This window comes from Paenibacillus mendelii (genome assembly GCF_024498075.1).
GTDB lineage: Bacteria > Bacillota > Bacilli > Paenibacillales > Paenibacillaceae > Paenibacillus_Z > Paenibacillus_Z mendelii.
This window is the reverse complement of the sequence record NZ_JANHOF010000011.1, coordinates 83,473-97,161: the sequence shown is the minus strand read 5'-3', so window position 1 is coordinate 97,161 and position 13,689 is coordinate 83,473. Positions and strand designations below refer to the sequence as shown.

At 48.4% G+C, this 13,689-nt stretch carries 14 protein-coding genes and 1 pseudogene; 10 read left to right on the top strand and 5 right to left on the bottom strand.

Translation table 11 applies throughout. The features are described 5' to 3' along the window. Positions 1 to 37 precede the first annotated feature (37 nt). Entirely contained in the window at positions 38 to 493 is a 456-nt protein-coding gene (locus NNL21_RS25640; RefSeq protein ID WP_204821190.1) for a hypothetical protein, read from the bottom strand. Positions 494 to 522: 29 nt separating this feature from the next. Continuing rightward, positions 523 to 1,158, bottom strand: coding sequence for an iron-containing redox enzyme family protein (locus NNL21_RS25635; protein WP_256555473.1), 636 nt, complete (start codon positions 1,156 to 1,158; stop codon positions 523 to 525). Between the two features lie 346 nt (positions 1,159 to 1,504). Here NNL21_RS25635 and NNL21_RS25630 point away from each other — a divergent pair, with 346 nt between their 5' ends. From NNL21_RS25630 to NNL21_RS25600, 7 genes and pseudogenes are all read left to right on the top strand, one after another. Beyond that, positions 1,505 to 2,074: an NUDIX hydrolase gene (locus tag NNL21_RS25630; RefSeq protein ID WP_204821188.1), complete on the top strand. Its 570-nt coding sequence runs from the start codon at positions 1,505 to 1,507 to the stop codon at positions 2,072 to 2,074. Positions 2,075 to 2,239: 165 nt separating this feature from the next. After that, positions 2,240 to 3,430 carry an MFS transporter gene (locus NNL21_RS25625; RefSeq protein WP_204821187.1) on the top strand — a complete coding sequence of 397 codons (1,191 nt, stop codon included), beginning with the start codon at positions 2,240 to 2,242 and terminating at the stop codon, positions 3,428 to 3,430. A 169-nt stretch (positions 3,431 to 3,599) separates the two neighbouring features. Continuing rightward, the gene (locus tag NNL21_RS25620) at positions 3,600 to 3,800 is read left to right on the top strand and encodes a DUF4177 domain-containing protein (protein WP_204821186.1); all 201 of its coding nucleotides are present in this window, start codon (positions 3,600 to 3,602) and stop codon (positions 3,798 to 3,800) included. A gap of 171 nt (positions 3,801 to 3,971) precedes the next feature. Beyond that, the gene (locus tag NNL21_RS25615; RefSeq protein WP_204821185.1) at positions 3,972 to 4,928 is read left to right on the top strand and encodes an alpha/beta hydrolase; all 957 of its coding nucleotides are present in this window, start codon (positions 3,972 to 3,974) and stop codon (positions 4,926 to 4,928) included. Positions 4,929 to 5,277: 349 nt separating this feature from the next. Further along, positions 5,278 to 6,138, top strand: a pseudogene (rpoD, locus tag NNL21_RS25610) (RNA polymerase sigma factor RpoD); the annotation flags it as partial. 112 nt (positions 6,139 to 6,250) lie between these two features. Further along, positions 6,251 to 7,183: a manganese-dependent inorganic pyrophosphatase gene (locus tag NNL21_RS25605; RefSeq protein ID WP_204821291.1), complete on the top strand. Its 933-nt coding sequence runs from the start codon at positions 6,251 to 6,253 to the stop codon at positions 7,181 to 7,183. Between the two features lie 106 nt (positions 7,184 to 7,289). Continuing rightward, complete coding sequence (locus NNL21_RS25600) at positions 7,290 to 7,895, top strand: pentapeptide repeat-containing protein (protein ID WP_204821184.1); 606 nt, start codon at positions 7,290 to 7,292, stop codon at positions 7,893 to 7,895. Between the two features lie 18 nt (positions 7,896 to 7,913). Here NNL21_RS25600 and NNL21_RS25595 read toward each other — a convergent pair whose 3' ends face one another. Next, positions 7,914 to 8,225 carry a hypothetical protein gene (locus tag NNL21_RS25595; protein WP_204821183.1) on the bottom strand — a complete coding sequence of 104 codons (312 nt, stop codon included), beginning with the start codon at positions 8,223 to 8,225 and terminating at the stop codon, positions 7,914 to 7,916. A 167-nt stretch (positions 8,226 to 8,392) separates the two neighbouring features. Here NNL21_RS25595 and NNL21_RS25590 point away from each other — a divergent pair, with 167 nt between their 5' ends. Continuing rightward, on the top strand, positions 8,393 to 9,475 hold the full coding sequence (locus tag NNL21_RS25590) for a lactonase family protein (RefSeq protein WP_204821182.1): 1,083 nt from the start codon (positions 8,393 to 8,395) through the stop codon (positions 9,473 to 9,475). A 100-nt stretch (positions 9,476 to 9,575) separates the two neighbouring features. Here NNL21_RS25590 and NNL21_RS25585 read toward each other — a convergent pair whose 3' ends face one another. Then, positions 9,576 to 10,688: a glycoside hydrolase family 88 protein gene (locus tag NNL21_RS25585; protein ID WP_204821181.1), complete on the bottom strand. Its 1,113-nt coding sequence runs from the start codon at positions 10,686 to 10,688 to the stop codon at positions 9,576 to 9,578. A gap of 110 nt (positions 10,689 to 10,798) precedes the next feature. On the opposite strand from NNL21_RS25585, the gene NNL21_RS25580 reads away from it, so the two are divergent. Beyond that, positions 10,799 to 11,662 (top strand): AraC family transcriptional regulator, encoded by an 864-nt coding sequence (locus tag NNL21_RS25580; protein ID WP_204821180.1) that lies wholly within the window; start codon positions 10,799 to 10,801, stop codon positions 11,660 to 11,662. A 16-nt stretch (positions 11,663 to 11,678) separates the two neighbouring features. On the opposite strand, the gene NNL21_RS25575 is transcribed toward NNL21_RS25580, so the two are convergent. Then, entirely contained in the window at positions 11,679 to 12,668 is a 990-nt protein-coding gene (locus tag NNL21_RS25575) for a LacI family DNA-binding transcriptional regulator (protein ID WP_204821179.1), read from the bottom strand. Between the two features lie 193 nt (positions 12,669 to 12,861). Between NNL21_RS25575 and NNL21_RS25570 the strand changes: the two genes are divergently transcribed. Further along, positions 12,862 to 13,623 carry an SDR family oxidoreductase gene (locus NNL21_RS25570; RefSeq protein ID WP_204821178.1) on the top strand — a complete coding sequence of 254 codons (762 nt, stop codon included), beginning with the start codon at positions 12,862 to 12,864 and terminating at the stop codon, positions 13,621 to 13,623. Positions 13,624 to 13,689: the final 66 nt, after the last annotated feature.

Below are 13,689 nucleotides of genomic sequence, written 5' to 3'. Positions count from 1 at the left end.
GATGGCCGTTTTCTCTACATATAGGTAAGAGGAAATATTAGTCTTGCTTGGGTTTGACTAACTGGTTGTTCTGGATGCCCAGAAATTCGAATGCTTCCTCCAGCATAATCTGGTCATTATCATTCCAGAAGCATTTGTTGATTTCCATAATGTTCGAATTCCGCGAAATACGGTCCATCTGCATCTTCATGAGTGTTCCGCTGCAGAGAACGGCAATCTTGGAGACATGCGGGAAAACGGTGCGCTGTGCATTTTCCCATATGCTGTTTACTTCGGGAGTAAACACAACGGAGCGGCCATTACGTTCCATGAAGCGGTTGTCGACGAGCAGCTTCACCTTTGTCGTTTGGGAATTCGCCTGGACCGTCGAAATAATGATGTCAGCGGCGGCTTTTGCTTCCTCGGGTGTCAGATTCTCATGAACCTGCCAGGAGAATACGTGCGTGCTTTGATCCATGTTGGAAATAAATTTGTCTTTTAAATTGATGCTCATTCCAATTCACCTCTGATAATGTTAATAGGTTACTTAAACCAGGATGCCAGCATGACATCCAGCGTGTTGCATGTATATTGAACCAAATGCTTGGCTTCATCCAACTGCTTCTCGCTCATGCCTTTGATCAAGTGATAGACGTCGCTATGTTCTTCATCGGCTTCGCAATGGATAGCCCAATATTCGAGATTAGTGAAACCCGTCCGCTGCAGAATCGCATAAGCGTGCAAATAAACCGCGTGCGCGAAGCCTTCGCTCGTACTATTGATAATGAGCAAGGAGAGATTCTCATCCATGGCCGCAACGGCACGGTACTGCAAGGAGATGAAATGCTCGGTCTCATAGTTGGCATTGTGCAGCTCGGGATCATCCAGCCCGATGCCGATCATCCATTTGCGAAGCATCTCTGCATGGTCTTTCTCTTCTTCATAATGACTCGAAAATAAATCGTGATCGACATCGGGGAAACGTTCCCATCTAAGCTTCAACAGCTCGCCAAAATGCTTGGACAAGTGATAAAGATTGTTACACCAAGAAAAGTACGAAGGATCCTTCTCCTGCGGGAAGTGGAGGAAGAACGGATTTTCGTTTTTAACGCGTGTCAGTTCAGACTGAATAATGGTATTAATACTTTCGACTACAACTAGCGAATTTGCCAAAGCCACGTAATCACTCCTAAATTTGTATTCCTTGGTTATATCGGTTTCTAAAGAATGGAAATTTATACTTGACAAAAGAATTTCAAAAAACATACAAATAAATTCACAAAATTACGATGAGAAATTTCTCAACGATCATGATAGCCAAGACAGAATTTGTTTACAGGTAAATATGCGTTTGGTAAAATTTAGTTATTAAGCGATTCGTGTTCTTGAAGGATCCAGGCATGAATTAGTTCCAATTGAATACGAATATAACGGAATAGGATCGTGAGGCTGGACAAGAACTCGAACCGCTCAGTAATGCATATATGTGCCTTCTATCTTATGCAGGAAGAAAGCAGGTGGACTCATGATTATCAGCTTGAAGGATTTTCCGATTCTTTCGACTAAAGTGGAATGGGGACGAATCACCACGCAGTTTACTTTGGAAGCGGTAGAGGACGAAGCCTTAATCAGCAATATCAGTATCGTCCCGGTCATAGGCGATCGTTATGTAATGATGAAGCTCGATACAGGCGTATGGGAACTCGCAGGAGGTACGTTGAAGCGGGATGAACCTTATTTGGACGCCTTGCGCAGGGAAGTGCAGGAAGAATTAGGCGCTGAATTAATTGCCTACCATGTATTGGGGCACTTCAGATGCAGCTCGAGGGCGGAACAGCCCTACCTGCCTCATATTCCTCATCCCGATTTCATCCGGCTTGTTGGATATGGCGAAGTGAGACTTATCGGCGAACCGCTCAATCCGCCAGACGGCGAGAAGGTGATCTTAGTCGATGTCGTTGGTATCGAAGAAGCCATTCGTCGATTCGAAGAAATTAATCGGCGTGATCTCTCGGAACTTTACCGGCTGGTTCACCTGACCAGAACGAGCGAGAAACAGAATGTATCTGATACGATTAACGGCATTAAATTATAATAACATTAAATAAAAATATAGTGATTTCCGCGGAATTTACATACAATGGACGTTATTTATCCGACGCTCTGCATGACTTTCGGAGTACTTTGGTCCCTTGACATCATGAGCCGACTGGAATAAACTTTGTTCGATTCCACGACTTGAATGCGGGAGGCGTTTCGTTTGGGTGTTATATCCGACATGAAACGATTTTTACAGGTTAAAGGTGCAGTTAGATTGCTGCTTGCATTATTTTGTTATGGGATCGGAACAGGCATTCTAGCACCTATGAATTCGATCTATCTCAGTGAGAGCATCGGATTATCCAAGGGGCAAGTCGTGTCCGTATTTGCGTCCTCCTTATTCCTCAATATGATCACGACGATGGTCGTAGGCATATGGAGTGATCGATTAAAGAGCAAGAAGAAGCTGGCTATGAGCGCGGCAGCATTGTGCATGGTTGGGTTGTTGTTTTATCTTCGGGCGGATACATTCGCGACTGCGCTGATCGGCATGTGCATCGCGGTGGCGCCTTCCGGCTTAATAATGGGGCAGTTGTTCGCCATGTCACGGAATCATTTTGTACGGTTAGCGTCCGATATTGTCGAGATGGCCCAAATTTGGCTGCGGGCAGGCCTTAGCATCGGTTTCTTCGTTGGTTTATTGATCGGGGCGAATCTCTACCTGCTTGCAACCTTCCAAGGCGTGTTATGGGGCAATTTGGCCGGCTATGCGGCATTATTCGTGCTGCTGTTGTTCTATAAGGAGTATACGGGAGAGACAGTGAAGGCCGAGGCGAAGACCGGTGAGCCGTTCTCGATGCTGATGCTGGTCGCTTTGTTCATGTTGGCCTGCGCGGATGCGATTCGCGGCTTATATTTGCCGCTTGTCGTCAAGGACTTGTTCGGTCGTCCAGAGCTCATGTCCTACATATGGAGTATTCAAGCCGTGTTCGAGCTGTTATTTATGACAATCGCGGGATACTGGGCCGTTAAATATGGAAGCAAGCGGATCATTCTGCTGGGTGGCATCGGTGCTTTTATTACCTATGCCGTGTATGCATCATCCGCGGCGCTGCCCATCTTCTTCATCGTACAGCCCGTTTATTCCTTCTTTGTTTCGATCCTATATGGGGTAGCGATGGGATATGTACAGCGAATGTTCGTGAATCGCAGCGGCTTCGGCTCGAGTTTATACGTCTTTATCTCCTTATCGGCCTCTTTGTTAGGTTATATGTTCCCGCTGCTAATTAGCGGTTATAACCCGCTGATCTTCGTCATCCCGCTCAGTTTAGTATCCGCCTCGATGCTGCTGATTCTGTTTGTACTTCGGATGGAACGCAGACCGGCCGCTGGTATGACGAGTGGAATCTGACATGATGAGCTATAATGGATTGGTATGCTTAAGGGGCGATCAAGACGGTACAAATTTGCGCAGATATAGCGAAAATTATAGGAAGGGCAGTATATTCGCTACGCCTAAAAAGGCGGGACGCAGCCTATCATTCTTTACATTTTTATATCTTTAGGAAAGAGGGAAACACATGATTCAAACGCAATGGGAATATCGTACGATCAAGTATAGGACAGGTGGATTTCTCGGGGGAAAGGTCAAGGAAGAGGAATTGGACGAGCTGCTGAATTCACAGGGCTATGAAGGCTGGGAGCTGATTTCCTGCTTTGATACCAGCATGACACAAGGGCAGTCTAAGGATATTATTATGATATTTAAGCGGAGAGTCTAGCACTCTTTTATGAATAGTACGATGGGGAACATCACTGAATTTGGCAAGAATAGAAAATTGGGAAAGACGTAAGCGGTAAGCGCTCCGGCATCAATCTCTTGGAACGATAGCGGGTATTCTGATAAAATGGAAAATAGGATGACTCGTTCGAAGACGATTGGAGGAGACGTAATGAGAAGCTCTCAATTTCAATTGCCTGACCGCCCGATTCATGTCTATAAATGGGAACCGGACGAGGGGAAGCCCTTATCTGGAATCGTTCAATTGGTACACGGGTCCTGCGAGCATGCAGGGAGGTACGAGGCGTTCGCACAATACTTGACTGGGCAAGGGCTGGTCGTCTATGCCAACGATCATCGGGGGCACGGCCTCTCCGTGAAGAACAACGAGGACTTCGGGTACTTCGGTGAGCGGGATGGCTGGGACCACATGGTCGATGATCTATACAAGCTTACCGGGCTTGCAAGAAGGGAACATCCTGGTCTGAACGTTACCATGTTGGGCCATAGTATGGGTTCCTTTATGGCACGTCATTACGCAGTGAAATACGGGTCTGCCGTTGACGGGATGATCCTCTCCGGGACTGCGCACTATGGCCGGCTCCTGCTGCGGCTCGCCCGCTTGATTGCGGTTTGGGAGGTCTGGTCCCGAGGCAGCCGCTTCCATAGCACGTTTCTCTACCGAATGACGTATCAATCGTTCAACCATCGCTTCCAACCCATTCGAACGAATCAGGACTGGCTGACACGTGATCAGTCGATCGTAGACCGGTTCATGGCGGATGAGCGTTGTGGCTTTGTATTTACAGCCAGCGGATTTCGGGATATGTTCGATGGACTTCTCTATATCACGAAACCGGCGAATATTAGCCAGACTCCTAAATCACTGCCGATCTTATTGCTGTCGGGGACAGACGACCCAGTCGGGACGTACGGAAAAATGGTGGAAGAAGCCTACAATGCTTACCGGACAGTGGGTGTTATCGACGTTAATATGAAGCTATATGAGGGAATGCGGCATGAGATTCTGAATGAAATTGGTCGCGAACAGGTTTATGCTGACATATTGGATTGGCTCCAGGCGCATGAGCTGCGCGATAATGACGCAACTACGATATCAACAATATAAAGCACATGAGTAAGCTGGATAGATGTTCGGCTTGCTCATGTGCTTATTTGCGGAGGATCAAATAAAAAGAACTGACACCATGCAAGGTGTCAGTTGGTTATGGTGTGATGGGGTAAAAAAAGTGTTGTCAGTGATAAACCTGTGTGGTAGAATGAATGATAAACGTTGAGTCGGGAATTCACAATCATTTGGATTAATCATATCACACATGAACCTCGTGTGTCAATCAGAATTTCTGGTACTATTGACCCAACGATAGGTGTGGAGGGAGCCGGATATGACAGAAGACCGTAAGAACGCGGATAAAGAGGCTATACAGGTACAGGCAGAAGATTCTGCCGATTCGAATACCTGGGATGACTTATCGCTTCCGCCGGGAATGAAGAACAGTGACCCGGTTCGCATGTACTTGAAGGAAATCGGGCGTGTCCCGCTCCTGTCCGCTGAAGACGAGGTTCTATTAGCCCAGAGGATCGAGCAAGGGGATGAAGAGGCGAAGAGGAGACTTGCGGAAGCTAATCTTCGGCTTGTCGTCAGTATAGCCAGGCGGTATGTCGGACACGGCATGCTATTTCTCGACTTGATACAGGAAGGGAATACGGGGTTAATTAAGGCCGTTAATAAGTTTGATTATACAAGAGGGTTTAAATTCAGCACGTATGCGACGTGGTGGATACGTCAAGCCATAACCCGCGCTATTGCCGATCAAGGCCGTACGATCCGAATTCCCGTTCATATGATCGAGACGATCAACAAGCTTAATCGTACAGCCCGTCAATTGCTGCAATCTCTTGGGCGTGAACCCTCGTATGAAGAGATCGCACAAGAGATGAACATTGAGACAGAGAAGGTCCGCAGCATCATGAAGATGGCACAGGAACCCGTATCGCTCGATACTCCGGTCGGTGAAGAGAATGATTCGAGGCTGTCTGATTTCATCGAGGACCACGAAATGATGACCCCTGTCGACTCCGCGGCATATGAATTGCTTAAGGAGCAGTTAAGTCATGTGCTGGATTCCCTTACGGAAAGGGAGGAAGGTGTCCTTCGCCTCCGTTTTGGAATCGACGATGGCCGGACACGGACGCTGGAAGAGGTGGGTCAAGTCTTCGGCGTTACCCGGGAACGTATTCGCCAGATTGAAGCGAAAGCGCTCCGGAAGCTGAGGCATCCAAGCCGCAGCAGACAGCTGAAGGATTTTTTAGAATGACGGAATTCGAGGAAGACGCTGGATTCGCATCGGGATTCACGGTATAATCTTGATTGTGGCAGGTTATGGAAGTCTATTTTACTCGCCAACATAACAAATAAGGAGCAAGATGATGGAAAAAGTACTTATTTTCGGTCATAAAAACCCTGATACCGATACAATCTGTTCGGCTATCGCGTATGCGGATTTGAAATCCAAATTGGGCTTGAACGTTGAGCCAGTCCGTCTGGGAAGCGTTAACGGGGAGACTCAATTTGCATTGGACAAGTTCCAAGTATCGGCACCGCGTCTTGTCGAAACGGTTGCCAGTGAAGCGAAAGAGGTCATTCTTGTTGATCATAATGAGCGTCAGCAAAGCGCCAGCGATATCGATCAAGTACGCGTAATCGAAGTTATCGATCATCACCGGATTGCTAATTTCGAGACCAGTCATCCATTATACTATCGTTGCGAGCCAGTAGGCTGCACGGCGACGATTCTTAATAAAATGTACAAGGAAAACGGGATTGCGATCGATAAGCCTATTGCCGGGCTGATGCTGTCCGCTATAATCTCCGATTCCTTGCTGTTTAAATCACCTACCTGCACCGAGCAAGATGTAGCGGCAGCGCGTGAATTGGCGGAAATCGCCGGCGTGAACCCTGAATCTTACGGCCTGGATATGTTGAAAGCCGGAGCCGATCTGAGCGACAAAACCATCGCACAGCTCATCTCACTGGATGCGAAAGAGTTCCAAATGGGCAGCTACAAGGTGGAGATTGCGCAAGTTAACGCAGTCGATACGAGTGATGTCCTTGTCAAACAAGCCGAGCTGGAAACAGCGCTTAACGGCATCATCGAGGAAAAAGGCTTGGATCTGTTCGTATTCGTCGTTACCGATATTCTGAATAACGATTCCGTTGCCCTCGTGTTAGGACGCACAGCGAATGCCGTTGAGAAAGCCTATAACGTGTCGCTGGATGATAATAAAGCGATCCTCAAAGGCGTAGTTTCCCGCAAATCGCAAATCGTACCCGTGTTGACGGAAACGTTGAACAAAATGTAAAATGACTTTAAAAACACCGGGTGGATGTCAGTACAATCCGCCGCGGTGTTTTTTTTATCAGCATGATGATGAAATTAGACTTGAATATGATGGATGGGTGATGCTCGTGTACCAATATATCGATCAACATTATGAGGATGTCGATTTCAGCAATGCCGATAAACGGTACGGTGAGATGCAGAACTGCACCTTTACGCGCTGCCGGTTTCGTGGAACCTCCTTTGAAGAGATTACGACATTTGGCTGCAAGTTTATTGATTGCGACTTCCATGGTGCTCTATTCAATGCATCTTTACATAATGAGACAGCTTTCACGAACTGCAACTTCACAGGTGCGAACTTGTTCGTGGCTAAGTTCAATTCCTGTAAAATGACAGGCTCAGACTTCACTCAAGCTCAACTGGACGGAATTACCATCAAGAATGGCGATTGGTCATACACCAGCCTGCGTCATCTTAACCTCGCCAAGCAGGATTTACGTGGAGTTAAGTTCAAGGAAGCCGATCTGGCTAGCTGCAATCTGGAGAAAGCAGATCTTCGTGAAGCTGACTTGACCCGCGCTCAGCTATCCGGTTCCAAGCTGATGGGAGCAGATTTACGCGGTGCCGTTATGGAAGGTGTGAACTGGAAGGCGCTCGACGTAAAGGGAGTTCGTATGGACGTTAATTTAGCCGTCGCTTTTCTTCGCTCCTATGGCGGAAAAGTGGACTAAGGCCTCGTCGAATCATGATTAATCGGCTTCCTTCTTGGGTTCATTGCCAGCCCCGTTCAATAGGTCGGTACCATGAAATTCATCGGGCGGTGCTGCAGGATCGACTGGAGTCGGTCTGCCGGCATATTCATCGGCATCGGGAACGGAATCGAGATCGACTTCATCTTGGGCCGCTTCAATTTGCTTATCCGGATAAACGTCAATCAGCTCGGCATCGACGGGCGGAACGAATCCGTTGTTATCTTCTTCTGTGAAGAGCCAGAACTCGGGATCCGTCTCACGTTGGGTTACGACTGATGGAATTTCATCTCGATATGGATTGTGTTTCATGGGAATTCCTCCTCTACTGCTGTGTATATCCGTCTTTACCCGAACGAGCTATGCCGTAATCTTTGGCGTTGATTAGCCATAGCAGTAAACTTGTACTATGATAGATAAAGAGTCTCCAGGCTTGAAGAATTAGCCAAGCAATTAATAAATTACAGGAGGAATATGATATGACAGCGAAGCAGAAGCCTTTATTCATCTTCACCGGATCCTATGCAGAACCGGAAAACAGCGGCGTATACGTCTACTCCTTCAATGAAGAAAACGGACAGCTAACGCTCCTTGACCAAGTAGGGGGATTAAAGAATCCGACGTTCTTGGACGTGGATGCAGAGCGCAAGGTTCTCTATTCCATTGGTGAACGGCAAACGCCAGAGGGCAGCAAGACCGCAGAGGCAGCCGCCTTCGCCATAGATGAGCGTACAGGGAAACTAAGCCTGTTGAATCGGGAACATACCGTACCGGCGCCAACCTGCCATATCCAAAGAGACATCCGAAACCCGCTTCTTGTCGTGTCGAGCTACCACGGTGGAATGATCGGTTTAGTCGCCTTAAGAGAGGATGGCCAAGTCGGTGAGCTGTTAGATACAAAACAGCATGAAGGGCATAGTGTTCATCCGAATCAGGACCGGCCTCATCCGCATTCCGCTTTCTTCAGTCCGAATGGCCGCTTTGTGTTCATTCAAGATTTAGGAATCGACCGGATTCGTTCCTATTCCATCGATGCGCAGCGGGGCGTACTAACTCTGCATGGCGAGGCTACTGAGAAGCCGGGGGCTGGCCCGCGTCATCTCGCTTTTCATCCAGAGGGTGCATATGCTTTCGTCATTAATGAATTGAATTCATCGATTACTAGTTATTCCTATGATGCCGAGCAAGGGCAGCTTACGGCTATCGAGACGGTTCCGACACTGCCGGAGGATTACAACGGTGACAATTCTTGTGCGGAAATTAACGTTTCGGAGGATGGAAGGTTTGTATATGGCTCCAATCGCGGCCATGACAGTATTGTCGTCTATGCGTTCAACTCCATTACGGGCAAGCTATCACTTGTAGAGCATGTGTCCGTGGAAGGCAGTCATCCACGAAACTTTGCATTAACGCCAGGAGGCCAATACTTAATTGCGGCGAACCGCGATACGAACAATATCGTAACCTTCCGGGTGGATCAGGAATCAGGGAAGCTGCATTATACAGGAAACCATGTGGAGGTATCCAAGCCTGTATGCGTGCGTCCTGTACGATTGGGCTAGCAGCAAACTTGATCAGAAGCAGAAGAAGAGACAGACGGCGAAGGCCGTTCGTCTCTTCTTCTTTGTCATTCGTTAAACAAGGTAAGGAAGGCGCAGTCCCTTAATAGATCCGATGCTTCCAGCCATTCAGCTTGGCAATAGCTTCAACATAATAATAATCGCCATAGATCAAGGACCCATCTACACAGAAGTTGCCGGGTTTGCTGCCGGTTCCACCGATAAGTATCGCCTCGTGTTCCGGCTGATCCCAAGTAGCGTAGTGGTTTGTAAGAGCTTGCAGCATACGATGGGCACCATTGGCATAAAGATGCTTCTCAGCTGCAGGTACAGCATCCGCGATCTCCAGCAAGCCCGATGCGGCAATAGCGGCGGCAGAGCTATCGCGGGGCTCATGCTCGAATGACGCTAAGCGGAAATCCCAGTAAGGCACATGATCATCTGGGAGCGATGCCAGAAAGAAATGAGCAATCCGTTTGGCGGTGTGAAGGAAACGGATGTCTCCAGTATGCCGGTATGTATTCGCAAATCCATGAAGTGCCCACGCCGTTCCCCGGCTCCAGGAAGAATCAGGGGCACTGCCTTGTCCGCCGAATGCTTCGATAAACGCTCCTGTGTCCGGGTTGAATGAAAGGATATGATTGACCGATCCATCTTCACGGACACCGTACTGCATCGTCGTTTCGGCATGGCGGATGGCAATGTGGCGGTATCTGGGGTCTTCAGTCACTCGGCTTGCCCAGAACAACAGCGAGATGTTCATCATGCAATCGATGATTGCCCAGCCATGCTTGTCGGCATTCCATGCGCGAATGAAATTTCCAGATAAATTGAAACGTGATGCAAGGAAATTAGCGGCCTCTATCCCTCTTCGGAGCCCATCCTCATCGCCGGTGATGGTATGCTTAATAACCGCCGTCGATAAGAATTGGAAGCCGACATCATGATGCAGCTGCACCGTAGGTTTGACGAACCAGCCTTCAAGTTCCTCATCCTTATTCCATACCGCACTCTTGTAAGCTTCCTTACCGGTCATATCATGCATCACCCACAAGATTCCCGGCCAAAATCCACTCGTCCACCAATCACTCTGGAGATGATCATACGTACCGTCTTTCCCAGCAAAATGAGGACATTTGGTCCCGATTTGATCGATCATCCGGTCGACTTTCGTTTCCAAACGCTTCAAGAGCTCTGCATAATAAGGCGTGCTCATATTCATTCCCCCCCAGTCATCATTTGCTTCGATTATAGCTGTTCTTTCCTTGTAAAAGTTGTGATACGATGTGAGAAAATGTTGCTAGATTGTTCGAAGCGGAGGAGCCTATGAATCTGCTATTTGATCCAATCAAGTTTGGCGGTAAGCAGCTGTTATGGAATCACAGGTTACGGAATGAAGCTAATTTCGGCGGTTATTACCATTGGCATCCATGCTGTGAGATGCTCTTTGTTCATGAAGGTCAGGGGAGTGTGATTGTCAACCAGCAGACCTACGCGATTCGCCGAGGCATGCTTTTCTTCTTTCAACCCTTCCAGCTGCATAAGGTGTATGCCCAAGTAAGCTCAGAGAGTCCCTATGTTCGAACGATTTTGCATTTTGACCCGGCTGTGATATCCGTCTGTCAAGACGTCTTTCCCGTGCGCTACAATCAATTCAACGTGATGTGTCATGGTCAAATGAAAGAACACGCCTATGATCTTATATGGAGTGCCGCTCATATGGAATGGTTATTCGATTTGTATAATAAGGCTGCTGGTGAAGGAAGAGGAGAGTCACAGGAAGAAATGGCCTACTTGATTATGCAGCTGGTCAGCGGCATACAAGCGGCAGGAACGGCTTCGGGTGAAACAAATAAGCGGATAGAGCCGCGTACGGTTCGGTATTCAGAAACGATCATGAGATGGATCGAAGCGCATTATACGGAAGTTTTCAGTCTGGAGAAGTTGGCGGAGGCCGCACATTTGTCGAAGTTTTATGTCTCTCGGATATTTCGGCAGGAGACAGGAAGCAGCATCACGGATTACTTGATCGCCAGAAGAATCAAGCAGGCTTGCCGGCTGCTTCAGACGACTACGCTGCCGATCGAACGGATTGGGATTGAAGTAGGTCTGCCGAATGTCTCGTATTTTATTCAATTGTTTAAGAAGGTGGTCGGTACGACGCCGTTGAAGTACCGCCAGCAGCAATGATGGCGATTGATCAGGTTCATGGCAAGGTTGCGGTAGAAGCACGAACAACAAGTTCGGGTTCCAATACGAGGGTTCTCTCGGCATAGGGTGCTTCTAAAAGCGTCAATAGCGCAGCGGCAATTTGTTGCGCGATGTACTGGATCTCGACACCGACGACGGTCATGGGGATGTCAAAATCCATCATCTGAGGAATATTGTCATAGCTCACGATAGATAGATCATGGGGGATCTGATGTCCGAGCTCCACAATTGCTTTCAGTATGCCGCGGGTGAGATCGAAGCTGCCGCTGATTAAGGCTGTTGGCCGGGCAGAGGAGCATAGAAGCTGTTTGGCTGCAGCATAACCATCGTGAAACTCCATCCCCTGTATGGATGCGACGCATTCATCCGGACATGGAGCGCCATACTTCTCCATCTCTGATCGAAAGGCTTCGATTTTCTCCATCTGGAGAGGGTCGGACTGCATCGTTCTCCCTATATAGCCGATATGACGATGACCGAGCTCAATTAAATGTTTAACCGCCAAACGGGTCGCTTTGCTGCGGTTGACATCGACGGTCACGAACGGCGAATGAACGCCAGAACCATAGATGAGTATAGGAATGGACGTCGCTAGTGAAGCGAGCTGAGCAGCCTGATCGCCATGATCCCCAAAGACGAGAATGGCATCAACTTGAAATCGGTGGAACGTCTCAATCGCAGAATCAAGGCGGTTAATGGATAATAGCGTCGTATAGCCGCGTATTTCCAATTCCTCATTAATCCGCGTTAGTAGGGAAGAAGGAGCGGTTCGCTCGATGGAGGGCCAGACCACACCAATTGCACCGCTTTTCTTCGAGGCGAGGCGGCGTGCGGCAATGTTCGGCTGGTACCCCATTTCTTGGGCAAGATTCAGAATATGCTGCTTGGTTGTTTCCTGTACGAGAGGGCTGTTGCGCAGTGCCTTGGAAACCGTGGAGAAGCTGACTCCTGCACGCGATGCAATATCTTTTATCGTAATCATCATAACCTCCGGGCAATATCGGTTAACAACGTTGTTAGGTAACATCATAATCGAATAACTTCAGGAAGGAAAGGGAGCGCAGGTAAGTGTAGACATTCGAAATTGATTTCGCTATGATGGCTTTAACAACGTTGTTATTCATTGGATAGCTGTACGGTTCATAGGATGTGAGACAAGAAAGGTGGTACATAATGCGATGTTTAATCTAAGTGGAACGGTGTCCGTCGTCATAGGCGGGAATGGCGTATTGGGAGGAAGCATGGCAGGGGCTCTAGCGGCATCCGGATCGAAAGTCGTCATCGTTGGCCGGGATATGGAGAAGGCTGCGGCGGTCTGCAAGCGAATCGAAGCAAGCGGCGGGGAAGCGCTGATGGTTGCTGCAGATGCAACCCGTAAAGAGGAGCTTGAAGCGGTGTTGGAGCAAGCATTGGCTTGGGGCGGTCGTATCGATACGCTTGTGAATGCCTCGGGAACGAATAGCGCGACGCCGTTCTTCGAATTAGAGATGTCCGAATGGGAACGTATCATGGATGTTAATTTGAAGAGCGTCGTGCTGGCTTGCCAGATTTTTGGCAAACAGATGATCGAGCAAGGGGACGGCGGCTCCATCATTAATATTTCTTCCGTGTCCTCAGATCCGCCGCTATCACGTGTGTTTACGTATTCGGCATCTAAAGCAGGCGTCAACAGTGTGACACAATTTCTGGCTCGTGAGTTTGCTCCTCATAACGTTCGTGTGAATGCCATTATTCCGGGATTCTTCCCGGCTGAGCAGAATCGCAAGATATTGTCGCCGGATCGAGTAGAATCCATTATGCGTCATACGCCGATGGGGCGCTTCGGCGATCCAGAGGAGCTGCACGGCACGATTCTCTACTTGGCATCGAAGAAGGCTTCCTCGTTTGTAACCGGAACGATGCTTCGAGTGGATGGTGGATTTGGCGCAATGACCATTTAGAAGAGGTTGTAGACAGGGCTCTTTAAGGGTACGTGCTTCGCTTTAAGCGAAGCACGTGCCCTTTTT

Bases quoted from the DNA above. Each gene is read 5' to 3' on its own strand.
- NNL21_RS25630 (WP_204821188.1), top strand. From the start codon at position 1,505: ATGATTATCAGCTTGAAGGATTTTCCGATTCTTTCGACTAAAGTGGAA.
- NNL21_RS25570 (WP_204821178.1), top strand. From the start codon at position 12,862: ATGTTTAATCTAAGTGGAACGGTGTCCGTCGTCATAGGCGGGAATGGC.
- NNL21_RS25590 (WP_204821182.1), top strand. From the start codon at position 8,393: ATGACAGCGAAGCAGAAGCCTTTATTCATCTTCACCGGATCCTATGCA.
- NNL21_RS25580 (WP_204821180.1), top strand. From the start codon at position 10,799: ATGAATCTGCTATTTGATCCAATCAAGTTTGGCGGTAAGCAGCTGTTA.
- NNL21_RS25615 (WP_204821185.1), top strand. From the start codon at position 3,972: ATGAGAAGCTCTCAATTTCAATTGCCTGACCGCCCGATTCATGTCTAT.
- NNL21_RS25605 (WP_204821291.1), top strand. From the start codon at position 6,251: ATGGAAAAAGTACTTATTTTCGGTCATAAAAACCCTGATACCGATACA.
- NNL21_RS25575 (WP_204821179.1), bottom strand. From the start codon at position 12,668: ATGATGATTACGATAAAAGATATTGCATCGCGTGCAGGAGTCAGCTTC.
- NNL21_RS25640 (WP_204821190.1), bottom strand. From the start codon at position 493: ATGAGCATCAATTTAAAAGACAAATTTATTTCCAACATGGATCAAAGC.
- NNL21_RS25595 (WP_204821183.1), bottom strand. From the start codon at position 8,225: ATGAAACACAATCCATATCGAGATGAAATTCCATCAGTCGTAACCCAA.
- NNL21_RS25585 (WP_204821181.1), bottom strand. From the start codon at position 10,688: ATGAGCACGCCTTATTATGCAGAGCTCTTGAAGCGTTTGGAAACGAAA.
- NNL21_RS25620 (WP_204821186.1), top strand. From the start codon at position 3,600: ATGATTCAAACGCAATGGGAATATCGTACGATCAAGTATAGGACAGGT.